General features: G+C 66.3%; 22 protein-coding genes and 1 riboswitch. Of the genes, 16 read left to right on the top strand and 6 right to left on the bottom strand.

All coding sequences use genetic code 11. The features are described from left to right. The first annotated feature begins 7 nt into the window (after window positions 1-7). Window positions 8-577 (top strand): hypothetical protein, encoded by a 570-nt coding sequence (locus HGK58_RS12955; protein WP_168628026.1) that lies wholly within the window; start codon window positions 8-10, stop codon window positions 575-577. 18 nt (window positions 578-595) lie between these two features. On the opposite strand, the gene HGK58_RS12950 is transcribed toward HGK58_RS12955, so the two are convergent. Further along, window positions 596-1,507, bottom strand: coding sequence for an EamA family transporter (locus tag HGK58_RS12950; protein ID WP_168628025.1), 912 nt, complete (start codon window positions 1,505-1,507; stop codon window positions 596-598). Window positions 1,508-1,555: 48 nt separating this feature from the next. Here HGK58_RS12950 and HGK58_RS12945 point away from each other — a divergent pair, with 48 nt between their 5' ends. From HGK58_RS12945 to HGK58_RS12935, 3 genes are all read left to right on the top strand, one after another. Further along, entirely contained in the window at window positions 1,556-2,044 is a 489-nt protein-coding gene (locus HGK58_RS12945; protein WP_210422991.1) for a MarR family transcriptional regulator, read from the top strand. A gap of 181 nt (window positions 2,045-2,225) precedes the next feature. Further along, complete coding sequence (locus HGK58_RS12940; protein WP_168628023.1) at window positions 2,226-3,089, top strand: hypothetical protein; 864 nt, start codon at window positions 2,226-2,228, stop codon at window positions 3,087-3,089. Further along, window positions 3,086-3,400 carry a hypothetical protein gene (locus HGK58_RS12935; protein ID WP_168628022.1) on the top strand — a complete coding sequence of 105 codons (315 nt, stop codon included), beginning with the start codon at window positions 3,086-3,088 and terminating at the stop codon, window positions 3,398-3,400. Before HGK58_RS12940 ends, HGK58_RS12935 begins: the two co-directional genes overlap by 4 nt. Before the next feature lie 153 nt (window positions 3,401-3,553). Here the strand turns inward: HGK58_RS12935 and HGK58_RS12930 are convergent, their stop codons facing one another. From HGK58_RS12930 to HGK58_RS12920, 3 genes are read right to left on the bottom strand one after another with little or no spacing between them, the layout of a single operon-like run. Next, window positions 3,554-4,480 (bottom strand): cytochrome b/b6 domain-containing protein, encoded by a 927-nt coding sequence (locus tag HGK58_RS12930; protein ID WP_168628021.1) that lies wholly within the window; start codon window positions 4,478-4,480, stop codon window positions 3,554-3,556. Window positions 4,481-4,501: 21 nt separating this feature from the next. Further along, window positions 4,502-5,473: an electron transfer flavoprotein subunit alpha/FixB family protein gene (locus HGK58_RS12925; RefSeq protein WP_168628020.1), complete on the bottom strand. Its 972-nt coding sequence runs from the start codon at window positions 5,471-5,473 to the stop codon at window positions 4,502-4,504. A gap of 14 nt (window positions 5,474-5,487) precedes the next feature. After that, complete coding sequence (locus HGK58_RS12920; RefSeq protein ID WP_168628019.1) at window positions 5,488-6,258, bottom strand: electron transfer flavoprotein subunit beta/FixA family protein; 771 nt, start codon at window positions 6,256-6,258, stop codon at window positions 5,488-5,490. Window positions 6,259-6,444: 186 nt separating this feature from the next. Next, window positions 6,445-6,538: riboswitch (glycine riboswitch) on the top strand. A 142-nt stretch (window positions 6,539-6,680) separates the two neighbouring features. On the opposite strand from HGK58_RS12920, the gene gcvT reads away from it, so the two are divergent. The 3 genes from gcvT to gcvP are packed head-to-tail and all read left to right on the top strand — an operon-like array spanning window position 6,681 to window position 11,091. After that, window positions 6,681-7,820, top strand: coding sequence for a glycine cleavage system aminomethyltransferase GcvT (gene gcvT / locus HGK58_RS12915; protein ID WP_168628018.1), 1,140 nt, complete (start codon window positions 6,681-6,683; stop codon window positions 7,818-7,820). Further along, window positions 7,820-8,197, top strand: a complete 378-nt coding sequence (gcvH, locus tag HGK58_RS12910) for a glycine cleavage system protein GcvH (protein WP_168628017.1) — start codon at window positions 7,820-7,822, stop codon at window positions 8,195-8,197. The genes gcvT and gcvH overlap by 1 nt, the downstream gene beginning before the upstream one ends. Continuing rightward, on the top strand, window positions 8,197-11,091 hold the full coding sequence (gene gcvP / locus HGK58_RS12905) for an aminomethyl-transferring glycine dehydrogenase (protein ID WP_168628016.1): 2,895 nt from the start codon (window positions 8,197-8,199) through the stop codon (window positions 11,089-11,091). The genes gcvH and gcvP overlap by 1 nt, the downstream gene beginning before the upstream one ends. Before the next feature lie 116 nt (window positions 11,092-11,207). On the opposite strand, the gene HGK58_RS12900 is transcribed toward gcvP, so the two are convergent. Beyond that, window positions 11,208-11,996, bottom strand: coding sequence for a CPBP family intramembrane glutamic endopeptidase (locus HGK58_RS12900; protein WP_168628015.1), 789 nt, complete (start codon window positions 11,994-11,996; stop codon window positions 11,208-11,210). A 258-nt stretch (window positions 11,997-12,254) separates the two neighbouring features. Here HGK58_RS12900 and HGK58_RS12895 point away from each other — a divergent pair, with 258 nt between their 5' ends. From HGK58_RS12895 to HGK58_RS12885, 3 genes are all read left to right on the top strand, one after another. Beyond that, window positions 12,255-14,057 carry an ABC transporter family substrate-binding protein gene (locus HGK58_RS12895; RefSeq protein ID WP_227411685.1) on the top strand — a complete coding sequence of 601 codons (1,803 nt, stop codon included), beginning with the start codon at window positions 12,255-12,257 and terminating at the stop codon, window positions 14,055-14,057. A 167-nt stretch (window positions 14,058-14,224) separates the two neighbouring features. Beyond that, entirely contained in the window at window positions 14,225-15,742 is a 1,518-nt protein-coding gene (locus HGK58_RS12890) for an ABC transporter permease (RefSeq protein WP_168628014.1), read from the top strand. Further along, on the top strand, window positions 15,742-16,932 hold the full coding sequence (locus HGK58_RS12885) for an ABC transporter permease (RefSeq protein WP_227411684.1): 1,191 nt from the start codon (window positions 15,742-15,744) through the stop codon (window positions 16,930-16,932). Before HGK58_RS12890 ends, HGK58_RS12885 begins: the two co-directional genes overlap by 1 nt. 11 nt (window positions 16,933-16,943) lie before the next feature. Here HGK58_RS12885 and HGK58_RS12880 read toward each other — a convergent pair whose 3' ends face one another. Further along, window positions 16,944-17,549, bottom strand: a complete 606-nt coding sequence (locus tag HGK58_RS12880; protein ID WP_168628013.1) for a PH domain-containing protein — start codon at window positions 17,547-17,549, stop codon at window positions 16,944-16,946. Window positions 17,550-17,580: 31 nt separating this feature from the next. On the opposite strand from HGK58_RS12880, the gene HGK58_RS12875 reads away from it, so the two are divergent. From HGK58_RS12875 to fdxA, 6 genes are all read left to right on the top strand, one after another. Then, window positions 17,581-19,356: an ABC transporter ATP-binding protein gene (locus HGK58_RS12875; protein WP_168628012.1), complete on the top strand. Its 1,776-nt coding sequence runs from the start codon at window positions 17,581-17,583 to the stop codon at window positions 19,354-19,356. Between the two features lie 97 nt (window positions 19,357-19,453). Continuing rightward, complete coding sequence (locus tag HGK58_RS12870; RefSeq protein WP_168628011.1) at window positions 19,454-21,196, top strand: ABC transporter family substrate-binding protein; 1,743 nt, start codon at window positions 19,454-19,456, stop codon at window positions 21,194-21,196. A 70-nt stretch (window positions 21,197-21,266) separates the two neighbouring features. Then, window positions 21,267-23,174: a translational GTPase TypA gene (typA, locus tag HGK58_RS12865; protein WP_168628010.1), complete on the top strand. Its 1,908-nt coding sequence runs from the start codon at window positions 21,267-21,269 to the stop codon at window positions 23,172-23,174. Window positions 23,175-23,284: 110 nt separating this feature from the next. Continuing rightward, on the top strand, window positions 23,285-23,740 hold the full coding sequence (locus HGK58_RS12860) for a hypothetical protein (RefSeq protein ID WP_168628009.1): 456 nt from the start codon (window positions 23,285-23,287) through the stop codon (window positions 23,738-23,740). A gap of 28 nt (window positions 23,741-23,768) precedes the next feature. Next, entirely contained in the window at window positions 23,769-24,959 is a 1,191-nt protein-coding gene (locus HGK58_RS12855) for a PIG-L family deacetylase (protein WP_168628008.1), read from the top strand. Then, entirely contained in the window at window positions 24,956-25,282 is a 327-nt protein-coding gene (gene fdxA, locus HGK58_RS12850; RefSeq protein ID WP_168628007.1) for a ferredoxin, read from the top strand. Before HGK58_RS12855 ends, fdxA begins: the two co-directional genes overlap by 4 nt. Window positions 25,283-25,285: the final 3 nt, after the last annotated feature.

Genomic DNA, 25,285 nt, shown 5'->3' with positions numbered 1-25,285 from the left:
AGCTCCCATGATTCCGTACACGAAAGAAGCACCGCAGCAGATCGCGTCGGAGGAGGAGCTGCGTGCGCGCATCCCCGGATGGGGCGCCGACCTCGACCGGAAAGACCGCCCGGCCGTGCCGAGGGAGCAGTCGCTGACCACCGGCGCGCACTGGGAGTTCCCCGACCGGCAACCGGAGAAGGGCAGGCGGGAGCGCTCGGTCGAGCACCGCTTCCTAACTCCGGTGTTCGGCACCACCGTCCCGCTCAAGGGCCTGTCGGGAGGCATCCGGAGGCTGGCCTATGCGCGCTACAGCGAGGGTCGCGCCGCGCATTGGCTGCTGCTGATTCTCGGAGACCGAGTGGATGCCGTGGAGAGTCACGTGGCGTCGCTGGCAACCCGCCGACCGGATGAGCCGATCACACAGTCGGGGGTGGTCAGCGAGCTCTCGCACGACGGGCTTCGGTCGCGCTTCGGGCGGGGGCGGGCGGACGTGAAGCACGTGTGGCTGGATCCGGTTCTGGTCGTCGGGCCCTGGCTGATGGCCGGCGGGCTCGTGTTTGCGCTCGGGAGAACGGTCGTCCGGGCGCTCCGCTGACTCGTCGTCGGCGGTCGCCTAACCTGCGTTCGACGTCGTCAATTCGAGCTCGCGGGACGCCGTCCTCCGACGCTGCAGCGCCCGGGTGACGATCGGCTGCCCGATGAGAATCCCGGCGAGCACGATCGCGATCCCGGCACCCTGCAGCAGGCTGAGCGACTCCGACGCGACGAGGACGCCCAGGAGGACTCCCGCGACCGGGTTGAGCAGTCCGACCAGTCCGACCGCGCCGGCGCTGAGGTGCTTCAGTCCGGTGAACCACGCCACGTAAGCCAGCCCGGTCGCAATGAATGACAGGAAGCCGAACGCGAGCAACTCGGTGCCGCCGAGGGCAGGCGGGGCGCCCTCGAGCGCGAACGCGAAGGGAATCACGAAGAGCCCACCCGCGATCAACTGCCACGACGACTGGGAGTACACGTCAACATCCGTTCCCCACTTCTTGGTGAGGATGTAGCCGACAGACGACATCAGCATTGCGGTCAGTGCTGCCGCCGCGCCGAGAAGGTTCACCTGCTCGGTGCCGGTGAGCAGCGTGGCGCAGACGCCGACGAAGCCGAGGATTGCGCCGACGAGGGGCAGCAGCTTGGGGCGTTCGGCGAGCAGCGGCCAGGCGAGGAACATCATCACGGCCGGGGAGGTCGCCATCAGCGTGGTGGCGATACTGGACGGCAGCAGTTGCGCCGCGACGTAGACGAGCACGAAGAACGCGCCGACGTTGAGGATGCCGAGCACCGCCGACTTCCACCACCAGGACCCGGTCGGCAGCTTCCGCGAGAGCAGCCAGACGACGATCCCGCCGGGAAGCGCCCGGATGACCGCGGCCCACAGCGGGTAGTCGGGCGGGAGGAACGCCGCCGTCACCCAGTAGCTTGCGCCCCACGCGATGGGAGCGATCGCGGTGATGAGGAGCCAGCGCGCATTACCTTCCATGGAAGATATAATAACTTCCTTGGAAGATATAATCCAGTCATGGCTGAAATGACCGATCACGTCGCCCGGATTCAACAGGCCTGGGCGGTGGAGCGGCCCGACCTGGACGTGAGTCCGCAAGGCGTCATCGGGCGGTTGCACCGGCTCGGCAACTTCCTCACCGAGGAGCTTGTTGCGTTGTATCGGGATTTCGGGCTCGGCGAAGGCGATTTCGATGTGCTGGCAACGCTGCGGCGCTCGGGCCCGCCGTTCGAGCTGGCGCCGGGGGAGCTCGCTGACCACACCATGGTGACGACCGGCGCGATGACGAAGCGCATCGACCGGCTCGTCGAAGCCGGGCTGGTCACTCGGCGGCGCAGTGAGGCCGACGGGCGCGCGCGGGTTGTGGCGCTGACGGATGCCGGGCGCGAGCTGATCGATCGCGCCTTCACCGCACACGTGGACAACGAGCAGAGGCTGATTGAACCACTCAGTGCGGCAGAGCGTGAGCAACTGCAGACGCTCCTCATCAAGTGGCTGGCTGAATACGAGCACTGACCGCGCGCGCGGGTCGAACCTCCGCGCGCGGGTCGAATTCGACCAGCGCGTGGAAGGTGCACCAGCGCGAGGGGCGGATGCGGCGGTCGGGGCCCCAACCCGGGGGTAGACCAACATGGTGTACACAGGCGATTCTCAGGTGCTACAGTCCACCTGAAGCGTTCAACTCTGGGGGGAAAACTTGAAGCGCAAACTCATCGGCCTTGCCGCAATCGGCTCGCTCGTCGCTAGCTCGTTCGGCATCGCATCCACAGCACAGGCGGCGACTCCTGAAGAGGTCTCCAGCTGGATCGCCGAGGCAGCATTGGAGAACCTCGGCCTCACCATCGAGGACCCGTCGTTCGCGGCCGCGATCGCCGCGGCAGTCCAGCAGGCATTGGATGCCGGCCTCATCTCTGTCGCGGTCGAGGACATCGCCGAGGGGGAAGTCGATGAGCCGGGAACGCTTCCCGAAGACGAAGTTGACGGCGTGCTCGATGAAGAGCTCGAAGAGCAGAAGAACGTCTGGGACGAGATCAAGGAAGCGTGGCGCACCGGCCACGACGAAGCTCACGCTGCATTCACCGAGTGCCGTGACGCAACCGAGGGTGGCGCGAACCTGTGCGCCCACGAGTTCCGTTACGCGATGCAGGTCAACAACATCGCCGCGTTCCAGGCCCGACACGAGGCGCGACTCCTTGCCGACGCCGAGAACATGACTGAGGAGGAGCTGGCGAAGGCTCAGGCCAAGCTCGCGCACCACGAGTCGGTCGCCAAGGCGCGCCTCGACCGCGCCAAGGCTCATCTCGAGAAGAAGACCGGCATCGTGATCGAGGACGACGTCGTCGAGGGTGACGTCGAGGGAGCCACCGAAGAGGCGCTCGTCACCATCCAGGAGACCTCGTCGGTGGAGCCGCGCGGCAACAACGGCAAGGGCAACGACAAGTCGGACAAGCCCGGCAAGCCTGCCAAGTCGGACAAGCCCGCCAAGGGCAACAACGGCAATAACGGCAAGGGCAACAACGGCAACAAGGGCAACAACGGCAAGGGCGGCCCCAACAAGTGACCCGTCGGCGCAACCGGTCAGGACTGTTCAGCGCCGTCCTGACCGGTTTCGTCGTTGCCGGTCTGCTTGCCGGCTGCACGACCGCGCCCGCTGAACCGGAGTCGGAGGCAGTCGTCAAAGCTCCGGATGCGCTCACCGCCGAAGGTGTAGTCCTCGCGGCGGTGCTGCTGTCGACGGCGGACATCACTGCGGCAGTGGCCGAGGGTCTGGTGACCCCGGCCGAGGTGGATGCCGCGCGAGCCGCCATCGAGGACGGCACCCTGGACGAGTGGCGGGTGCGCGCAGAGAAGGAACGCTCCGAAGCCAACTGACGCACCGCGGGGTCGCTCGCGCGGGTCAAACTTCCTCACGCGGGTCGAATTCGACCCGCGTGAGGAAGATGCACCCGCGCGAGCACAAGACACCCGCGCGCGAGGGTCTCGACAAGCTCGAGCACCGAATGGGGGCGTACCCCCGACCAGCGGCTAGTTCTTCGTCACCTTGCCGGTGAGCTGCGCGATCGGCCGCAGGATGATGGGCCTCGCGGCGAGCCACGCACCGATCATCACCACGACGCTCGCGGCGAAGATCCACAGCCCCCACCACGACTCGTCGTCGCGCATGGCGTACATGTGGTTCAGGTTCCGCAGGATGCCGGTCGCGAACACCAGCGCGACGTGCACGATGATGAACAGCACGAAGTAGAGCATCACCGGGAAGTGGATGGCTCGCGCCCACTCGATCGGGTACGCCTTGTTCAACCGGTCGGCGTCACGCGGCCACAGCGGCGACATCCGCAGCCCGGTAATGACCGCGAGCGGCGTCGCGATGAACACCGTCACGAAATAGGCCAGCACCTGCAGGCTGTTGTAGTTCACCCAGCCGTTGTCCGTCGGCCACGACAGTGAGGCGTACTGAATCGCCGTCGACAGCGCATTCGGAAACACCTCCCAGCTCGTGGGCACGATCCGCATCCACTGGCCGGTGAGGAACAGCAGCACGAAGAACACCACGCCATTGATCACCCACAGCACGTCGATCGAGAGGTGGAACCACAGGTCAAGGCTGATCTTCTTCGGCGAGTTCCTGGTGCGGAATGGGATCGCCGGGTTGCGAGTCCAGTACGCATCCGGCCGCTGCACGGTGCGAACCATCCATCCGGAACGGATGATCAGCAGCAGCATGAGCGCGTTCAGGAAGTGGGCCCAGCCCAGCCAGGCAGGGAACCCGACCGGCGCCGACTCCGGCAGCTCGGTGTGGCCGGGGTAGGTGGTCATGAAGTCCTGCACCAGCGGCGTCTCGCGGATGGTGATGGCGATCAGCACGACCGCTGCGACCATGATGATGCCGAACGGGGCCAGCCAGACCAGCGGCCAGTACTGGCGAAGAGCGTCCTTGACCTTCGGCGACATGCAGTCAGACCCTTTCCGCGCCTACTTGGCGCGCGCCTCGATGGCTTCGACGAGTTGCGGGACGATCGTGAAGATGTCGCCGACGATCCCGAAGTCGGCGATCTCGAAGATCGGTGCGTCCCCGTCCTTGTTGATCGCGACGATGGTCTTCGCGGTCTGCATGCCTGCGCGGTGCTGGATCGCGCCGGAGATGCCCAGCGCGATGTACAGCTGCGGCGACACCGAGACGCCGGTCTGGCCCACCTGGTAGCTCTGCGGCACATAGCCCGCGTCGACTGCCGCGCGGGATGCGCCGACGGCGGCGCCGAGCGAGTCGGCCAGCTTCTCCACCAGGTCGAAGGCCTCCTTCGAGCCGAGCCCGCGACCGCCGGAGACCACCTTGGAGGCGCCGAGCAGTTCCGGCCGCGTGGTCTCGGCCTTGACGTTGTTGAACGAGTCGATGGCGGCGTACTTGCTCGCGTCGACGCTCACGTCGGCGTTCACGACCTCCGGGGTGGCGGCATCCGCCGTCCCTTCGACCGCGCCGTGCCGCACCGTGACGATCGCGAGCCCGCCCTCGACGGTGGATTCGACGGTGTACGCCCCGCCGAACACCGAGTGGGTGGCAACCACCTTGTCGCCGTCGGCGCGCACGTCGACCGCGTCGTGCACCAGTCCGCCGTTGGTGCGAACGGCCAGCCGGGCAGCCGCCTCCCGACCGTCGATCGAGCCGGCCAGCAGCACAGCGGATGGCTGCAGCGCCTCGACCGCGGAGGTTAGGGCGTCGGCGGCGACGCCGGAGAGCACGGACCCGGCGGCATCCGTCTCTGCCAGGTAGACCTTCTGCGCTCCCAGCGAGCCGAGCTGCTCGGTCAGCGCGCTGCCGACACCGGGCGCGGTGGCGACGACTGCGACCGGGGTGCCGAGCTTCGCGGCAGCGGCGAGCAGGGAGGGAACAGTGGCGCTGAGCTCGCCCGTCGGGGTGACCTCGGCGAGTACAAGTACGTTCGACATTGTTCGGTCCCTCTCTAGATCAGTCGCTCTGCGGCGAGGAAGTCGGCCAGCTGTGCGGCGGCGCTTCCGTCATCGACGATCTTTTTGCCGGCGGTACGTGCCGGTCGCTCCTGGGTGGACAGGACCACCGAGCGGCCACCGGATGCCTCAGAAAGGCCCAATTCGGACAGCGACAGCACTCCGATCGGCTTCTTCTTGGCGGTCATGATGCCCTTGAAGTTGGGGAAGCGCGGCTCGGCCGCCCGCTCGGTCACCGAGATCACCGCGGGAAGCGCGGAGCTGACCGTCATCGAACCGGACTCGGTCGCACGCTCACCGCGCACCGACCCGTCCGACAACTCGACCGAATCCAGGGAGCCGATAGCCGGCAGCCCGAGGCGCTCGGCGATCATGATCGGCACGACCCCGCCGCGCCCGTCGGTCGACTCGTTGCCGGCGACCACAAGGTCGAACTGCTCGCGCTGCAGCGCTGCGGCCAGAACCTCCGCGCTCCACGCCGAATCCGAGCCGACCAGCGACGCATCCGCGATGTGGATGCCAGAATCGGCGCCCATTGAGAGGGCCTTGCGGATGGTGCCGGTGGCATCCTCCGGGCCCATCGTCATGACGACGACCTCGGTGCCTTTGTTCGCGTCCTTGTAGGCGAGTGCGACCTCGAGCGCGCGCTCGTTGATCTCGTCGATGATCTTGTCGCTTGCATCCCGGTCCAGGAGGCCGGTCGTCAGGTCGAGACGTCGCTCACCGCCCGTATCCGGAACCTGCTTGATCAGCGCGATTATCCTCACTCGCTTGCTCCTTTGCATTGTCGCCGGTGGCCTTGTCGCCGATGCGCGGGCACAACGCTGGCCGGGTCGCGACCGAACGTGCGCCGAGCGCCAGTGTACCGATGACTGGTGTGCTCGTCGCGCTGAGTGCGTGGGATGCCCGCGTTCAGTTGCTAGGCTGTGCGAAGACAATCGAATATCGGGCCAGCAATCGATGCGGGAGAGTTCGTCGCAGGCGACGAACACCGAAGGAGCAAGCCTCCCCGCCAATCTCTCAGGTCTCATGTACCGCATCGGCACGGCCACTCTGGAAAGTGGATTCGCTATGCGCATCCCGCCCACGGTGAAAACTGGCTACAGCCGGTGAAACTCTCAGGCCCATGACAGAGGGGGAGTTCTTGTAGCCGCACAGGCTCGTCGCCGAATAAGTGCCAGGAGAACTCGTGTCCGATACCCCGTCCGTAGACAGCAAGCAGTCACCGCTCCACGAGCTGCACGTCGCTGCCGGCGCCAGCTTCACCGATTTCGGCGGCTGGCAGATGCCGGTCAGCTACGGCTCAGATCTCACCGAGCATCACGCCGTCCGCAACGCCGCGGGCATCTTCGATGTGTCGCACATGGGCAACATCAGCGTCACGGGCGAGGACGCCGCGGCCTTCCTTGACTACGCGCTGGCAGGCAAGCTGTCGACGACGGGGCTCATGCAGGCCAAATACAGCCTGCTGCTCGATTCCAACGGCGGCATCATCGACGACCTCATCGTCTACCACAACGCCGCCAACGAGTACGCGGTAGTCGTGAACGCCGGCAACCGTGACGCTGCGTTCGCCGCGTTCAGCGAACGCGCTGCGGGTTTCAAGAACCTCACCGTCCGTGACATCAGCGATGACGTCGCGATCCTCGCCATTCAGGGGCCGCGGGCGCTCGAGGTGCTCGAGACCACAGAGGGCTTGCGCATCATGGAAGGGCAGCCCGCCCTGCGCGACGTCAAGAACTACTGGTCCACCGCCGGATGGTTCGGTGACGGTTCGGTGCTCATCGCCCGCACCGGCTACACCGGCGAGGACGGCTTCGAGCTCTACGTCGACGAGGCGGATGCCGTAGGGCTCTGGCAAGCACTGCTGGTCGCGGGCGAGCCGCTCGGGCTCACCCCCGCCGGACTCGCCAGCCGTGACACCCTTCGGTTGGAAGCCGGCATGCCGCTCTACGGGCACGAGCTCGGCCGCGACATCCGGCCCGCGCAGGCCGGCCTCGGGCGTGTCGTGGCACTCACCAAAGAGGGCGACTTCGTTGGCCGGGGGGCGATCGAGGCGGGACTTCCGGATGGCGCCCGTGTGCTCGTCGGGCTCGTCACCGAGGGCCGCCGCGCGGGTCGAGCGGGCTACGCCGTGTTCGACGGCGACACCGACGTGGGCGTGATCACGAGCGGCGCCCTGTCGCCGACGCTCGGGCATCCGATCGCCATGGCAATGGTCGACCCAGCACTCACCGAAATCGGAACCGAACTGACCATCGACGTGCGCGGAACCAGGATTCCCGCGACCGTCACCGCACTGCCGTTCTATAAGAGAGAGAAGAACTGATGGCCAACACCGCCGACCTCAAGTACACGCGCGACCACGAGTGGATCGCGCTTGACGGCGAGACCGTCACCATCGGCATCACCGATTACGCCGCCGACCAGCTCGGCGATGTCGTCTACGTCGACCTGCCCGCAGCTGGCAGCGCCATCGAGGGCGGCAAGGTCGTCGGCGAGATCGAGTCGACCAAGTCGGTGGGTGAACTGTTCGCGCCGGTCGATGGCACGGTCGTGGAGTCCAACCAGGCCGTCATCGACAACCCGCAGCTCGTCAACGACGACCCGTTCGGCGAGGGCTGGATGATCAAGGTCACCATCGACCCGAGCACGCTCAGCGGCACACTCACCGAGGACGAGTACCGCGCGCTGGTCGCAGAGTAATGCGCACAGACTTCGACGCTTTCGCCTCACGGCACATCGGCACCGGCGAGGACGCCCAGGCCACGATGCTCGAGGCCATCGGCTACGGCTCGGTCGAGGAGCTGGTCGACGCGGCGGTCCCCGGCTCGATCCGCACCGACCACACCGACACGGCGCTGCCTGCCCCCGCCACCGAGCGTGAGGCGCTCGCGGAACTGCGCGCCCTGGCCGCACGCAACCGAGTCAACCGCTCGTTTCTCGGGTTGGGCTACTACGGCACCATCACTCCCGCGGTGATCAAGCGCAACGTGCTCGAGAACCCGAGCTGGTACACCGCCTACACGCCGTACCAGCCGGAGATCTCGCAGGGCCGGCTCGAGGCGCTCATCAACTTCCAGACCATGGCCTCCGAGCTCACCGGCATGGCCACCGCGAACGCCTCGATGCTCGACGAGGGCACCGCGGTCGTCGAGGGGATGCTCCTCGCCCGTCGCGGCTCGAAGTCCACCTCCAACGTGTTCCTAGTCGACGCCGACACGCTCCCGCAGACCAAGTCACTGCTCGCGGGGCGTGCGGATGCGGTCGGCATCGAACTCGTCGAGGTTGCCTTCGCCGACGGTGCGGGCGAGCTGCCCGATGACTACTTCGGCATCTTCGTCCAGTACCCCGGCGCATCCGGCCGGATCTGGGACCCGTCAGCGGTCATCGCCACCGCGAAGGCTGCCGGTGCACTCACCGTCGTCGCCGCCGACCTGCTCGCCATGACGCTCATCGCGAGCCCCGGCGATCTGGGCGCGGACGTCGCGGTTGGCACCACCCAGCGCTTCGGCGTGCCGATGGGCTTCGGCGGCCCGCACGCCGGCTACCTCGCGGTGCGCGCCGGGCTGGAGCGCCAGCTGCCCGGCCGGCTCGTCGGGGTGTCCAAGGATGCCGACGGACGGCCCGCCTACCGCCTCACCCTGCAGGCGCGCGAGCAGCACATCCGTCGTGAGAAGGCCACCAGCAACATCTGCACCGCGCAGGTGCTTCTCGCCGTCATGGCGTCGATGTACGCGGTCTACCACGGCCCGGGTGGGCTCAAGACGATCGCCCAGCAGGTCACCCTGAAGACCCGGATGCTCGCCGACGCGGCGGCCGACGGGGGCCACACGGTTGTGCACGGCAACTACTTCGACACGATCACGCTGACAACAGCGCGCGGCGCGGACGCGCTGGTGCGCGACGCCCACGAGGCAGGCTTCCTGCTGCACAAGGTGGACGACGACCACGTGAGCATCTCGGTCGACGAGACCACCACGGCCCTGGACCTCACCGGTCTCGCGGCGGTGCTCGGCGGCAGGCTGGCCGACGGCGACGCGCCGACGCGCAACGACATCGACGGCTGGATCCCACGTGACCTGTGGCGGACGAGTGAATACCTCACCCACGCGGTCTTCAACACCCACCGCTCCGAGACGAGCATGATGCGGTACCTCAAGTACCTCGCCGACAAGGACTACGCGCTCGACCGCGGCATGATCCCGCTCGGCTCGTGCACCATGAAGCTCAACGCGGCGACCGAGATGGAGGCCATCAGCTGGCCCGAGTTCGGCGACCTCCACCCCTTCGCTCCGGAATCGGATGTCACCGGCTCGCTCTCGCTGATCGACCAGCTCGAGCGTTGGCTCGCCGCCGTCACCGGGTACGACACCGTCTCGCTGCAGCCGAACGCGGGCAGCCAGGGCGAACTGGCCGGACTGCTCGCCATCCGGGGATACCACCGCTCACGCGGCGACAACGAGCGCACCATCTGCCTCATCCCGGAGAGCGCGCACGGCACCAACGCCGCCAGCGCTGTGCTCGCGGGCATGCGCGTCGTGGTTGTCGCGTGTGACGAGCTCGGCAACGTCGACCTGGGCGACCTGCGCGCGAAGATCGCCGAGCACGGCGAGTCCCTCGGTGCCCTGATGATCACCTACCCGTCCACGCATGGCGTGTACGAGCATGATGTGCGCGAGATCTGCGACGCGGTGCACGATGCCGGCGGCCAGGTCTACATCGACGGCGCGAACCTCAACGCACTGCTCGGCTACGCGCGGTTCGGCGAGTTCGGTGGCGACGTCTCGCATCTGAACCTGCACAAAACCTTCTGCATCCCGCACGGTGGCGGCGGTCCCGGCGTCGGCCCGGTCGCCGCAAAGGCGCACCTCGCGCCGTTCCTGCCGTCGCATCCGTTCGCGCAGCGTGCAGAGCACTTCTCACGCGCCGGCGGCACTGTGGAGCACGCCGGAGCCCAGGTCTCGGCCGCACCGTACGGCAGCCCGCTCATCCTGCCCATCTCGTGGGCGTACATCCGGATGATGGGTGCAGACGGCCTGCGCGATGCGACCGGCGCGGCGGTGCTCGCCGCCAACTACATCGCGGTGCGGCTGCGGGAGCACTTCCCGGTGCTCTACTCGGGCGAGAACGGGCTGGTCGCTCACGAGTGCATCCTGGACCTCCGTCCGCTCACCGATCGCACCGGCGTGACCGTCGACGACGTGGCGAAGCGACTGGTGGACTACGGATTCCACGCGCCTACCATGTCATTCCCGGTGCCGGGCACCCTCATGGTCGAGCCGACCGAGAGCGAGGACCTCGGCGAGATCGAACGCTTCATCGAGGCGATGGTCGCGATCAAGGCCGAAGCGGACGCGGTCGGAGCGGGCGAGTGGCCCGCCGACGACAACCCGCTGAAGCACGCGCCACACACCGCACGCGCCCTCATCGAGGGGGAGTGGGATCACGCGTACTCGCGCGAGACCGCCGCCTACCCGGTGCGGTCGCTGCTGCGGAACAAGTACTGGCCCCCGGTGCGTCGCGTCGACCAGGCCTACGGTGACCGCAACCTGTTCTGCGCGTGCCCGCCGCCCGAGGCGTTCGCCGAACTGTCCTAGCTCGTTTTCTTAACCCGTCTCAAGGAAATCCGGGCATCCGGAAGCTGCTGATAGGCATCCGGATGCCTGGATCAGCAAGTCTCCTTGAGACGGGTTAAGTCGTCTCAGGGGAGGGACTAGAGCCAGGCGAAGGTCGCGGCCGCCCACGGGTAGCCGACGAAGATGGCCGCGTCGATGACGACGTGCGCGATCACGAGCGGCAGCACCCGCCCGAACCGCGAAAACAGCCAGCCGAACAGGATGCCCATGGCGATGTTCCCGATGAACGCGCCGAAGCCCTGGTACACGTGGTACGTCCCGCGCAGCAGTGCGCTGCCGATGATGATCGACCAGGTGCTCCAACCCAGGTCACGCAGCCGCGCGAACAGGTAGCCGACAGCGATCACTTCCTCGGTGATGCCCGCGCGTGCGGCCGACAGCAGCAGCACCGGCACCGTCCACCAGTACTCGTCGAGCGCCGTCGGGACAACCTGCACCGTGACCCCCAGTTCGCGGCCCGCGAGGTAGAGCAGGATTCCCGGGATGCCGATCACCAGGGCCAGGCCGAGTCCGGCGAGCGAGTCGCGCCCCGGACGGGTGAAGTCGATGCCGAGCCTGCCGAGGTGCGGCCGGCTGGAGCGCCAGAGCAGGAACGCGACGAGCGCGACGGGCACCAGGTCGAAGAAAATGCCGAGCAGCTGGTAGATGAGGTCGAACACCTCGCGCTCGCTGAGCGGCGCATTCAGTGTTGCCGTCTGGTCGCGCAGCGCCTCCTCGCGCGTCAGGCGATTCGCGATCGCGACCACCGAGTAGACGGCGGATGCGCCAAGCGACAACCCGAGGACGATGAGCACTTCCGCGCGCAGCCTGGCACGGTTGGCTTGACCATATTCGCCGGTCGCGGGCTGTGCTGATGAGACGGACATTCCCATGATGGTACGCGGCCTCACGGCGCGTCGTTTCCGCTCAATTTTTCGCACATTAGCGTCGGGATGCTGCGGACGGAGCGGTTTTCACGCAACACAGTTCGTATTAACGCAGGTATCCGGCGCAACCGTTACCAGTGGGTAACGTTTGGCCATACAGTTTTGCCAGCGGAGTCGACCCCACCTAGGGTTCTCTATAACAAGCGTGGGTTGGTGCTAGGAAGGCCTGCCTGCGATCCATCTTGCACAGGAGGAAAATTGAAAATCAGTCGCATAGGAGCGCCGATTGCGGTCGCTGCCGTTGCCGCTCTTGCGGTAGCAGGCTGCACCCCGCAGGCGGAATCCGGCCTCGACGAGGGAACGAAGGTCACGATCGCGTGGAACCAGGCGTTCTACTCGTACAACGGCAACACCTCGTTCGGCAACGCCACAGCGAACAACAACATCAACTACATGGCACTCAGCGGGTTCAACTACTACAACAACGTGCCTGAGCTCGTGCAGGACGAGTCGTTCGGAACCTACGAGATGCTCTCCGAGGACCCGCTCACAGTGAAGTACACGGTCAACGAGGACGTGAAGTGGTCCGACGGCACGCCGATCGACGCAGCCGACCTTCTGGTGCACTGGGCCGCGCTCTCGCGTGCGCTCGACACCCCGGACTTCGACCCGGCCGAGTTCACCGACCCTGACACCGGTGAGTTCACCGACGCCTTCCCGACCGACGTCGTGTACTTCGACTCCGGCGCGACCCCGGACGCTGGCCTTGGCCTCGTCCAGGAGACCCCGGAGATCGGTGACGACGGCCGTTCGATCACCATGGTCTACGAGGCACCGTACGTCGACTGGGAGCTTGCTTTCTCGGCGCCGCTGCCGGCTCACGTCATGGCAAAGAACGCTCTCGGCATCGAGGACAACGAAGAGGCGAAGCAGGCAGCCATCGAGGCCATCCAGAGCGAGGACGACGCGGCGCTTGCCGGCCTGTCCGCTTTCTGGAACTCGGGCTTCAACTTCACGTCGCTGCCCGACGACCCGGAGGTCTACCTCTCCAGTGGCCCGTACGTCATCACTGACTTCCAGGCGGACCAGTTCATCACGCTGAAGGCGAACCCGGAGTACGTCGGCGACAACAAGCCGGCCATCGAAGAGGTCACCGTCCGCTTCATCCCGGACCCGCTGGCAGCAGTGCAGGCGCTCGAGAACGGCGAGGTCGACGTGATCCAGCCGCAGGCAACCGCTGACATCAAGACCGCGCTCGACGCGATCGATGGCATCACGGTCTCGACCGGCCTCGGTGGCACCTACGAGCACGTCGACCTTCAGTTCACCAACTCGAAGAGCGGCACGTTCGAGAACCCGCTGGTTCGTGAGGCCTTCATGAAGGTGATCCCGCGTGCGGAGATCGTCGACAAGCTGATCAAGCCGATCATCGGTGACGACGCGCTCGTGCGTAACTCGCAGCTCTTTGTGCCTGGCGCAGCTGGCTACGATGACTCGATCGCGAACAACGGTTCGGCCGCTTACGAAGAGACCGACATCGAGGGCGCGAAGGCGCTGCTCGCCGAGGCTGGCGTCACCAACCCCGAGGTCTGCATCCTCTACGCATCGAACAACCCCCGTCGTGTCAACGAGTTCCAGCTGATCCAGGCCTCCGCGGCCGAGGCCGGCTTCAATGTGACCGACTGTGGTAGCGAGCAGTGGGGTGGCCTCCTCGGTACGCCGGGCGCGTACGACGCATCCCTCTTCGGATGGCAGTCGACGAGCCTCGGTGTCACGAGCTCCGGCCCGACCTTCCAGACCGGTGGCATCAACAACCTCAACTTCTACAGCAACCCTGAGGTTGACAAGCTGATCGTGGAGCTCAACACCGAGTTCGACGCCGACCGCCAGATCGAGATCCAGCAGGAGATCGACAAGCTCCTCTGGGAGGACGGCTACGGAGTCACCGTCTTCCAGTTCCCTGAGGTCACGGCCTACAGTGACCGCATCGAGGGCGTTGACGCCTCGATCCTCGCACCGACCATCTTCTGGAACGTGTGGGACTGGAAGGTCTCCGAGTAACAATCGAGTCGGAGCGCCCCAATAAGGGCATCTGACACGGAGGCGGGGCACAGGCCACACAGCCTGTGCCCCGCCTAAAACTCGCCGTCTGCCGTGTGAACTGTGTGCGTTCTCAGCGCACGCGTCTATCGTTAGGCGGCTGGATTGAACAGGTAGGCAGCCGCACAATGGCTTCATTCATCATCAGGCGATTGATCGCATCGATCTTCGTGCTCTTCGCCGCCACGTTCCTCATGTACCTCCTGACAGCGCTGTCGGGCGACCCACTACAGGAACTGCGCGAAAGCAATGCACCCAACAAGGCCGAGCTCATGGAAGCTCGCACCAAGCTTCTGAACCTCGACGTTCCGCCGTTCTTCCGCTACTTCCTCTGGCTTGGCGGTATCTTCCGGGGCGACTTCGGCATCAGCGTGCAGAACCAGTCCGTGAACGTAATGCTCGGCAACGCGATCGGCGCAACCCTGCAGCTGGTCACCATCGCGACGGTTGTCGCAATCGTCCTGGGCATCATCGTCGGCATCGCATCCGCCCTCCGTCAGTACAGCGGATTCGACTACAGCGTGACGTTCATCTCGTTCCTCTTCTTCTCGCTGCCGATCTTCTGGGTCGCGGTGTTGCTCAAGCAGTACATGGCAATCCAGATCAACAACTGGCTACGTGATCCGGTGATCGCGACAGCGACGATCATCATCGTCGCCCTCATCGCAGGTTTGCTCTGGATGTCCATAGTCGGGGGCAGAGCGCTCAAGAAGCTCATCACCTTCGGTGTGTCCGCTCTGGCGACAGCCGGGCTGCTGCTCTACTTCAGCCTCACCGGCTGGTTCAACACCCCGAGCATCGGCATCGTCGGTGTTGCCATCACTGGGGTCGCGGTCGCGTTCGGCGTCACCGCCATCTCGACCGGGCTCAGGAACAAGAAGGCCCTGTACTCGTCGCTCATCGTGGTGGGCATCGGCGTCGCGCTGTACTTCCCGATGATGAACGGCGTCTTCAATTTCATGACCATGCCGCTCTTCCTCACGCTGATCGTCGCCACGATCTTCCTGAGTGGCGCGGTCGGCTGGCTCATGGGTGGACCGGACCGTTGGCAGTCGGTGCGCACTGCGGCCATCGTGGGCTTCATGGTCGCCAGCGTCGTGGCGCTCGACAAGTACATGTCGTACTGGGCGGCGTACTCGAACTCGTCGCGCATCAACGGGCGACCGATCGCAACAGTGGGCGCCGCGACACCGAACCTGGGCGGCAACTTCTGGATCCAGGGCATCGACACGTTCACGCACCTGCTGCTGCCGACGATCGCGATCGTGCTGATCTCCTTCGCCGGCTACACGAGGTACTCGCGTGCGAGCCTGCTCGAGGTCATGAACCAGGACTACATCCGAACGGCTCGCGCCAAGGGCCTCACCGAGCGCACCGTCATCGTGCGGCATGCCTTCCGTAACGCGCTCATCCCGATCACGACGATCATCGCATTCGATGTCGGCGCGATCGTCGGTGGAGCCGTCATCACCGAGACAGTGTTCGGCTGGACAGGGATGGGCCGATTGTTCGTGGAGGGGCTCAACAGAGTCGACCCGAACCCGGTCATGGCGTTCTTCCTTGTCACCGGAACGTTCGCGGTGGTCTTCAACCTGATCGCCGACCTCCTCTACGCTGCCCTCGACCCGAGGATCAAGGTTTCCTAATGAGCAACATCACAATGCAAGAGCCGGGTCAGCACGACCCGGGTGTCGTCCAGAGCGAAGCCTCGATCGAGCAGAAGGAGACCGAGGGTCTCAGCCAGGGGCAGATCGTTCGCAGGCGGTTCTTCCGTCACCGGGCTGCGATGGTCGCCATTATCGTGCTCGCGTTCATCGTGCTGCTGTCCTTTACCTCGGTCGGCATCAGCCTGTTCGGCATCCGAATCCCCGGATGGTGGCCGTACAGCTGGACCCAGCTGCCCGACATGGAGAACCGCGGAGTGCCGACGCTGAGCATCCTGCCGGAGTTCCTCGGCGGAAACGGCTTCCAGCTCGGCAATCACCCGTTCGGCCAGGATGAGGTCGGCCGCGACATCTTCGCGGTCGTCATGCGCGGTGCGCAGCAGTCGCTGACCATCATGGTGATCGCCGGACTCGTCGCCACCATCATCGGTGTCGTCGTCGGTGCGGTCTCCGGGTACTACCGCAAGTGGGTCGACTCGGTGCTCATGCGCTTCACGGATGTCATCATCACGATCCCGCTGATCGTCATCGGCGCCGTGCTCGGTCGTACCTACGGCAGCCTCGGCGTGGGTGTTCTCGGTGTCGTTATCGGTGCCTTCGCGTGGACCGGTCTCGCGCGGCTCGTTCGCGGTGAGTTCCTCACACTGCGTGAGCGGGAGTTCGTCGACGCAGCTCGCGTATCGGGGGCGAAGGACAGCCGGATCATCTTCCGCCACATCCTCCCGAACGCGGTGGGAGTCATCATCGTCAACGCGACACTGCTGATGGCTGGTGCGATCCTGCTCGAGACCTCCCTGAGCTTCCTCGGCTTCGGTGTGCAATCACCCGACACGTCGCTCGGCAAGATCGTGTCCGACAACCAGGCCGCCTTCGCGACGCGTCCATGGCTGTTCTGGTGGCCCGGTATCTTCATCATCGCGATCGCGCTGTGCGTCAACTTCATCGGCGATGGTCTGCGTGACGCGTTCGACCCGCGCCAGAAGAAGATGCCGAGCGACCGCGCGATGCGCCGTGCTCAGCGCACCAATGGCCCGAAGCCGGGCAGTCTGGCCGCTGCCGGTGACCTCGACGGCGCTGCCGCGATGGTCACAACGCGAGGCCAGCACATGCAGGACGGCGGCAGCACCGCGCGCGGATACCACGCGGACAAGCCGCGCGATCCGAAGGGCTGACCGGAATGGTGCTACAGCAGCAGGCCGACGAGCGATGCGACGAGCAACGCGATCATCGCAGCGATCGTCGCGCTGTGCCACGTCACGCGCACGCTGCCGGGCTCCACGCCGTGCTCGAACATGCCGGCGTCGCGCAGCTTCTCCCAGTGCAGGCGAAGGATGTGGGCGGCCGCGCCCGATTCGGTGGTCAGCGCATCGCCCGGGCGCAGGCTGCCGGCCTTTCCGTAGGCGGAGCCGCTGATGCCCGTGAAGTCGCTTCGCGTCACCCTGGTGGCGCCGTGGCGACCGGGAGCGGGCGACGCCCACACGCTCACCTTGCCGTCGGACGTGTGCAGTGTCACGGCGAAGCGCGTCTCGATGTGCTGGATGGCCGGCCACGGCACGAAGTAAGTGCGGAAGACGTTCACAACAGTGATGCCGTGCTCTTCGATGATGAGCTCGGGTCGCAAGTACAGCGCCCAGGCCAACACGCCGACCAGCAGCACGGGCCACGCGTAGCGGGCGGCGCCAGCCAGGTCTCCGGCGATGAAGAACCCGGCAACGCCGAGCACCGCAATCACACAGACGATCACCGCGAGCACGCGTCCGAACAGTGGGCGGAATCGCACGGTCTCCATGACTCAAGCTTTGCAGATAGGAACGAAACCCATGACTGATCAGGCCACACTCCAGCCCCACGAGGGCGAAGCGGCCAGCGGGCTGCCAGAGACGATCCTCGAGGTGAAGGATCTGGATGTCGACTTCTGGGTCGACGGGGAGTTCTACCCCGCGGTCATCGGGATGGACTTCGAGGTCCGTCGCGGTGAGGTTCTCGCCATCGTGGGCGAGTCCGGCTCCGGCAAGAGCACGAGCGCAATGTCGCTGCTCGGTCTCCTGCCCGACAACGCCAAGGTGGGTGGCTCGATCAAGCTGCTCGGCAAGCAGTTGCGGGGTGTCGACCCGGCGACCGCCAGGCGCATCCGCGGGAACGACATCGCAGTGATCTTCCAGGAGCCGATGACGGCTCTCAACCCTGTCTACACCGTCGGCTTCCAGATTGTCGAGGCGTTGCGCTCGCACGACCCGCTGCTCGGCCCGCAGGAGGCAAGGAAGCGTGCCGTCGAACTTCTCGCCATGGTCGAGATGCCGAACCCGGAGCAGTCGTTCCACAAGTACCCGCACCAACTCTCCGGCGGCCAGCGCCAGCGCGCGATGATCGCCCAGTCGATCTCCTGTGACCCCGTGCTGCTCCTCGCCGACGAGCCGACGACAGCGCTGGACGTCACTGTGCAGGCCGAGATCCTGGACCTGTTGCGCAACCTGCACAAGCGCCTCGACAGCGCGATCGTGCTGATCACCCACGACATGGGTGTCGTCGCCGACCTCGCCGACCGGATCATGGTCATGAAGAACGGTGTCGTCGTTGAGACCGGCACCGTGCTCGACGTGTTCCACCGCCCGCAGCACCCATACACGCAGCAGCTGCTCGCATCCGTGCCCCACCTCGGCGTCGGCATCGAGAACGCGCCCATCGTCGACCCGATCGCGGCCGAGCATCACGAGGCGATCGGGTCCCCGGTCGACCTCGTCGTCAAGCCGCGGGAGCCGCACCAGGCAACACCGACCGGAACGCCGATCCTCAGCTTCGAACACGTGGCGATCGAATACCCGAAGCGCGGACGAATTCCCGCGTTCCGCGCAGCGGACGACATCAACCTGCAGATCTTCCCCGGCGAGATCATGGGTCTCGTCGGTGAGTCCGGCTCCGGCAAGACCACGCTGGGTCGCGCTGCGGTCGGGCTGCTGCCGATCGCCGAGGGCACCCTCACCGTTGTCGGCACCGACATCTCCCGCGCCAAGCCGAAGGACCTGCGCCCCATCCGGCGGCGCACGGGCATCGTGTTCCAGGACCCGGCATCGTCGCTCAACCCTCGTCTGCCGATCGGCCAGTCAATCGGTGAGCCGATCTTCCTCGCCGGCGAGGCGAAGGGCGCAGAGCTCGACAAGCGCGTCGAGACGCTGCTGGACCAGGTCGAGCTGCCCACGAGCTACCGGAACCGGTTCCCGCACGAGCTGTCCGGTGGTCAGCGTCAGCGCGTCGGTATCGCACGCGCGCTCGCGCTCGCCCCGGAGCTGCTCGTCGCCGACGAGCCGACGTCGGCCCTCGACGTGTCGGTTCAGGCGCGCTTCCTCGACCTGCTGCAGGAACTGCAGGGCCGGTTGCAGTTCGCGTGCCTGTTCATCAGCCACGACCTCGCGGTCGTCGACGTGCTCGCCCACCGCATCACGGTGATGCACAACGGCAAGCTCGTCGAGCAGGGCTCTCGCGATGACATCCTGCGCAACCCGCAGGACCCGTACACTCAGCGACTGATCGCGGCCGTCCCTGTGCCCGACCCGGTCGTGCAGCGTGAGCGGCGCGAGTACCGCGCGTCGCAGCGTTAGAGGCACTCGGCGAAGTGGGGTAATTTGAACCCCGCCGAGTGAGGGGAGTCACAGCATCAACAGGGTCAGTACGGCGCTCGTCGTCGCCAGTGTCCTCGTGCTGCTTTCCGGATGCACCGGTCAGAGTGTTCTCGAGGACAGTCGCGTCACCGTCGCCACGAGCGGCTCGTTCTTCTCCCTCAACGACCACTCCGGCTACGGCAACACGCCCGCGAACCGCGCCATCGCACAGACCGTCAACTCGTCCTTCGCCTACTACAACGATGAGTCCGAGCTCGTGCTTGATGAGTCCTTCGGCCGCATGGAGGTCATCTCCAACGACCCGTTCAGGGTGCATTACGAGCTGGCGCAAGACGCGGTCTGGTCCGATGGCGTGGCGGTGGACGCATCCGACCTGTTGCTGGCCTGGGTCGCGAACTCTGGCGCGCTCAACACTCCGGACTTCGATGACGACGCGTACGTCGATCCGGCGACGGGGGAGTACACGAAGGAGTTCCCGGACGGCGTGGTGCACTTCGACGGCGCGATCACCTCCGGGCTGCAGTACGCGAACGAGATCCCGGAGCTCGGGGATGACGGGCGCTCGCTGACCCTGACTTACGACCACTACTTCATCGACTGGCAGCTCGTGCTCGACGTCGGCGTGCCCGCTCACGTCGTCGCGGGGCGGGCGTTGAGCATTGACGAGCCGGATGCGGCGAAGCAGGCTCTCGTCGACGCGGTTGAGTCAGCCGACGAGGAGGACCTGGCCGCGATCGCCGGGGTGTGGAACAGCGCCTACAACTTCGCGGAGGCCCCGGCCCAGGACTCCGACCTGCTGGTCTCGAACGGGCCGTACGTCATCAGCAACCTGGTGCCCGGGGACGAGGTGACCCTCACCGCCAACCCGCGCTACCGCGGCGAGAAGCAGCCCACCTACGAGACGGTCGTGGTGCGCACCATCGCCGACCCGCTCGCGCAGGTGCAGGCGCTGGAGGAGGGCGACGTCGACGTGATTAGCCCGCAACTGAGCGCCGATGTCGCGGCGACGCTGGACCGGCTCGACGGCATAACCATCGCGAACACGGTCAACGGCAGTTACGAGCACCTCGACCTCACGTTCGGCGCGAGCCCCAACGGCGTCTTCACCGACCCGCGCATCCGATCGGCCTTCCTGATGACCGTGCCCAGGGACGAACTGGTGGAGCAGACGATCGGCGACCTGACGTCGGAGCCGGTGCGGCGCGACTCCCAGCTGTTCCTGCCCGGTGCGCCCGGCTACTCGGGTGCGGTCGAGCAGAACGGGTCCGAGGAATATGCCCGGCCCGACATCGAAGGTGCGCGGGAGCTGCTGGCCGAGGCCGGGGTGTCGGCTCCGACGGTGTGCCTGCTCTACGACCCGAGCAATCCGCGCCGCCTGCTCGAGTTCCAGCTGATCCGGGACAGCGCGGCTGAGGCTGGGTTCCGGGTCACCGATTGCTCGAGCCCGGACTGGCTTGGCCTGTTGGGCACCGCCAGTTACGACGCGGCGCTCTTCGCGTGGGACTACTCGAACCTGTCGGTGACGGCGGTGCGGTCGATCTTCGGTACCGGCGAGAAGGGCAACCTGAACGGCTACTCGAACGAGACGGTGGACGAGCTCATCCTGCAACTCTCGGTGACGCCCGAGGATGACGAGCAACTCGAGTTGCGCATCCGATTGGACGAGGCCCTGTTCGCCGACGCGTACGGGGTGCCGCTCTACCAGTACCCCGCGACCGTGGCGTTCGACGACTCGGTGACCGGTATTGCCCCGGCGCCGCTGGCGGCCGGCGTGCTCTGGAACGTGTGGGACTGGGCACCGGCCGACGCCGCCGACTGACCCCGCAGAGCGCCCAGCGGGTTCCAAGTAGTATTGACTGCCCCCCAAAAAAACCTTAGGACGCACCCCCATGGCCATTGCCACTCGTAACGACGTGAGAAACGTAGCGATCGTCGCCCACGTCGACCACGGCAAGACGACACTCGTCGACGCCATGCTGCGCCAGACGAACTCCTTCGACTCGCACGCGCACGTCGAGGAGCGGGCCATGGACTCCGGCGACCTGGAGCGGGAGAAGGGCATCACGATCCTGGCCAAGAACACGGCCATCTCGTACAGCGGCGCCCACGCCACCAGCCCGATCACCATCAACGTGATCGACACCCCCGGCCACGCTGACTTCGGCGGCGAGGTCGAACGCGGCCTCAGCATGGTCGACGGCGTCGTGCTGCTGGTCGACGCGAGCGAGGGCCCGCTTCCGCAGACCCGCTTCGTGCTGCGCAAGGCGCTCGAGGCGAAGCTGCCGGTGATCCTCCTGGTCAACAAGACGGACCGACCGGATGCGCGCATCGACGAGGTGGTGAGCGAAGCCAGCGACCTGCTGCTCGGCCTCGCAAGCGACCTGGCCGAGGACGTGCCCGACCTCGACCTCGACTCGGTGCTCGACGTCCCCGTCGTCTACGCATCCGGTCGCAACGGCATGGCCAGCGTCAACAAGCCGGCCAACGGCAGCCTGCCGGACAGCCCCGACCTGGAGCCGCTGTTCGAGGCGATCCTGAAGCACATCCCAGCACCGACCTACGACGACGCACACCCGCTGCAGGCCCACGTCACCAACCTCGACGCGAGCCCCTTCCTCGGCCGCCTCGCCCTGCTGCGCATCTTCAACGGCACGCTGAAGAAGGGGCAGACGGTCGCTTGGGTCCGCCAGGACGGTGAGATCCACAACGTGCGGGTCACCGAACTGATGATGACCAAGGCTCTCGACCGCTACCCGGCCGAGAGCGCCGGCCCTGGCGACATCGTCGCCGTCGCCGGCTTCGCCGACATCACGATCGGCGACACCCTCACCGACCCTGAGGACGTCCGGGCGCTGCCGGCGATCCACATCGACGACCCCGCCATCTCGATGACCATCGGCACCAACACCAGCCCGCTCGTCGGCAAGGTCAAGGGGCACAAGCTCACCGCGCGCATGGTCAAGGACCGACTCGACCGCGAACTGGTCGGCAACGTCTCGCTCCGCGTGCTCGATATCGGGCGCCCGGATGCTTGGGAGGTGCAGGGCCGCGGGGAACTGGCTCTGGCCATTCTGGTCGAGCAGATGCGCCGCGAAGGCTTCGAGCTCACCGTGGGCAAGCCCCAGGTCGTCACCAGAATGGTCGACGGCAAGGTGCACGAGCCGTTCGAAGAGCTCACCATCGACGTGCCCGAGGAGTACCTCGGCGCGATCACGCAACTCCTTGCCGCACGCAAGGGACGCATGGAGAACATGGCGAACCACGGCACAGGCTGGGTCCGGATGGACTTCATCGTGCCTTCGCGCGGACTCATCGGCTTCCGCACCGAGTTCATGACGCTCACTCGCGGAACCGGGATCGCCAACGCAATCTCCCACGGCTACGGCGAGTGGGCCGGCTCGATCGTCACGCGCAACACCGGCTCCATTGTGGCCGACCGGACCGGCGTCGTGACGCCGTTCGCGATCATCGCGTTGCAAGAGCGGATGTCGTTCTTCGTCAACCCCGGCGAGGAGGTCTACGAGGGCATGGTCATCGGCGAGAACTCGCGCGCCGACGACATGGACGTGAACATCACCAAGGAGAAGAAGCTCAATAACATCCGCTCGTCGACCGCAGAGTCATTCGAGTCGATGACTCCATCGCGCCAGCTGAGCCTCGAGGAGAGCCTCGAGTTCGCGCGCGAGGACGAGTGCGTCGAGGTCACGCCCGATTTCGTGCGCATCCGCAAGGTTGAGCTGGATTCCAACGCGCGTGCGCGTTCCGCGGCGGCGGTCAAGCGAGCAAACAACGCCTGACGTGGGCGGGGTCACCCGAGACTTTCGAGTTCTGGGGTGTCCTCAGGTAGGTGCGATCGCCCGAGTTCTGGAATCATTGCTCCGTTCGGCCCAGCCCACCTAAGGAAGTCATGTTCAAGCCTGCCCGCAAGCTCACCACAGTCACCGCCGCGATCCTCCTGAGCGGCGGCATGGTCTTCAGCCTCAGCGGCTGCTTCAGCAACCCGCTCGAGAACCTCGTAGAGGACGGCCTCGGCGTCAACGTCGAGGACAGCGGTTCGTCCATCCCGGGCGACTTCCCGAAGGCTGTGCCGCTGTATGACGGGCCGGTGAAAGAGGGCTCGTCGCTGAAGATGGGCGATGTGAAGACGTGGACGGTCGTCATCGGAGTGAGCGGCCTTGAGGCCGGCGCGAAGATCGAGGCTGACCTGAAGGCAGCCGGGATCGACGGCATGCTGATCCAGGACGACAAGGCTGCGTCAGGCGTCTTCGGCAACGACGACTACGGTGTGATGTTCACCGTCGAGAACGCTGACGGCGGCTGGCAGGTCTCCTACCTGGTCACCGAGGGTGGCAAGACGGAGTGAGGCTCCCCACTCGCCTATCCTGAGCACTGTGAATCCAGTCGATAGGCAGCCGGGCGAGCGTGTTCTTTTCGTGCACGCGCATCCGGATGACGAATCGATCACGACCGGCGGCACTATCGCGACACTCGTCGCCAATGGTGCCGCCGTCGCCGTTCTCACCTGCACGCGCGGCGAGCTCGGCGAGATCATCGATCCGGAGCTCGCGGGTCTGAGCGCGGATGCACTCACCCGGCAGCGCGAATCCGAACTGCGGGCAGCGCTCACGACCCTCGGCGTCGGCGACCACTGGTTCCTCGGGGATGCGGGCGCCAGGCTGGCCGGTCGCGCCCCGCGTCGGTACACCGACTCCGGCATGGTCTGGGGCGACGACGGCCGGCCGCTTCCCCTTCCGGATGTCGCCGATGACAGCCTGTGCGCGGCAGAGTTCGGTGATGTGGTCGCCGACATCGCGACCGCGATCGCAACGGTTCAGCCCACCGCGGTCGTCAGTTACGACGCGGACGGCGGATATGGGCATCCGGACCACGTCCGCGTGCACGAGGCGACCGCGCAGGCCACCGCGGTCCTCGGCGTGCCGTTCTGGGTGATCGTGCCGGATGCCGGCACATCCAACACCGCCCGCCGCGTCGATGTGCGGCCGGTGGTCGACACCAAGAGGGCCGCCCTTCGCGCCTACCGGTCGCAACTGCGCCTGGACGGCGACACCATCACGCATCCCGGCGGGCAGACCGAGGTCGTCACGACCCTCGAGTCGTTCGAACGCCGGGGAAGGCACGTGCCGCCCACACCGGGCTGGGCCGGTCTCACCCGCAGCGGAAAGGTGACAACCGGGGTCATCGCCGCCGTGCTCGGCGCCGCGATCGGCGCGATCGCGACCGTGAACCACCAGCTCGCGCTCACACTGCCGAGCGGACCGCTCTGGGTCGGCGTCGCCGCATCGCTGCTGGTGATCAGCGCGCTGCTGGTCGGGATGCGCCTGTACTTCGGCAGCCGCATCCCGGTCGCCATCAGCGCGGCCGCCATGCTGCTGACCATCGGGCTGTTCGCGATGGTCGGGCCGGGCGGGTCGGTGCTGATTCCCGCGAACTTCGCCGGCTGGTTGTGGGCATACGGGCCGATCGTGATCGTCGCGCTCGTGATCGGCTGGCCCCGATTGTCGTTTCCGGCGAGGGGTAGCATGGGTGGCAGCCCCAAGTCGAAGGAGAGCGACCCACAGTGACGTACGTGATCGCGTTGCCCTGCGTCGATGTGAAGGATCGCGCGTGCGTCGACGAGTGCCCGGTCGACTGCATCTACGAGGGCGACCGGATGCTTTACATCCACCCCGACGAATGCGTCGACTGCGGTGCGTGCGAGCCCGTCTGCCCGGTCGAGGCGATCTACTACGAAGACGACGTGCCCAGCGAGTGGGCCGACTACTACCGCGTGAACGTGGAGTTCTTCGACGACGTCGGGTCACCGGGTGGGGCCGCCAAGGTGGGGGTCATCCACAAGGATCACGCGGTCGTCGCCGCGCTTCCGCCGCAGGGCGTCGGCGCGTAGCAC

The sequence above is a fragment of the Cryobacterium sp. BB307 genome (assembly GCF_012274275.1).
Taxonomy (GTDB): Bacteria; Actinomycetota; Actinomycetes; order Actinomycetales; family Microbacteriaceae; genus Terrimesophilobacter.
This window is presented reverse-complemented; position numbering and strand designations above follow the sequence as displayed.

What these genes read in the sequence shown, in the direction of transcription:
- HGK58_RS12875 (WP_168628012.1), top strand. Translation starts at nt 17,581, where the DNA reads ATGACTGATCAGGCCACACTCCAGCCCCACGAGGGCGAAGCGGCCAGC.
- gcvP (WP_168628016.1), top strand. Translation starts at nt 8,197, where the DNA reads ATGCGCACAGACTTCGACGCTTTCGCCTCACGGCACATCGGCACCGGC.
- HGK58_RS12945 (WP_210422991.1), top strand. Translation starts at nt 1,556, where the DNA reads ATGACCGATCACGTCGCCCGGATTCAACAGGCCTGGGCGGTGGAGCGG.
- HGK58_RS12900 (WP_168628015.1), bottom strand. Translation starts at nt 11,996, where the DNA reads ATGTCCGTCTCATCAGCACAGCCCGCGACCGGCGAATATGGTCAAGCC.
- HGK58_RS12950 (WP_168628025.1), bottom strand. Translation starts at nt 1,507, where the DNA reads ATGGAAGGTAATGCGCGCTGGCTCCTCATCACCGCGATCGCTCCCATC.
- typA (WP_168628010.1), top strand. Translation starts at nt 21,267, where the DNA reads ATGGCCATTGCCACTCGTAACGACGTGAGAAACGTAGCGATCGTCGCC.
- HGK58_RS12860 (WP_168628009.1), top strand. Translation starts at nt 23,285, where the DNA reads ATGTTCAAGCCTGCCCGCAAGCTCACCACAGTCACCGCCGCGATCCTC.
- HGK58_RS12890 (WP_168628014.1), top strand. Translation starts at nt 14,225, where the DNA reads ATGGCTTCATTCATCATCAGGCGATTGATCGCATCGATCTTCGTGCTC.
- HGK58_RS12885 (WP_227411684.1), top strand. Translation starts at nt 15,742, where the DNA reads ATGAGCAACATCACAATGCAAGAGCCGGGTCAGCACGACCCGGGTGTC.
- gcvH (WP_168628017.1), top strand. Translation starts at nt 7,820, where the DNA reads ATGGCCAACACCGCCGACCTCAAGTACACGCGCGACCACGAGTGGATC.
- HGK58_RS12955 (WP_168628026.1), top strand. Translation starts at nt 8, where the DNA reads ATGATTCCGTACACGAAAGAAGCACCGCAGCAGATCGCGTCGGAGGAG.
- HGK58_RS12930 (WP_168628021.1), bottom strand. Translation starts at nt 4,480, where the DNA reads ATGTCGCCGAAGGTCAAGGACGCTCTTCGCCAGTACTGGCCGCTGGTC.
- HGK58_RS12925 (WP_168628020.1), bottom strand. Translation starts at nt 5,473, where the DNA reads ATGTCGAACGTACTTGTACTCGCCGAGGTCACCCCGACGGGCGAGCTC.
- HGK58_RS12880 (WP_168628013.1), bottom strand. Translation starts at nt 17,549, where the DNA reads ATGGAGACCGTGCGATTCCGCCCACTGTTCGGACGCGTGCTCGCGGTG.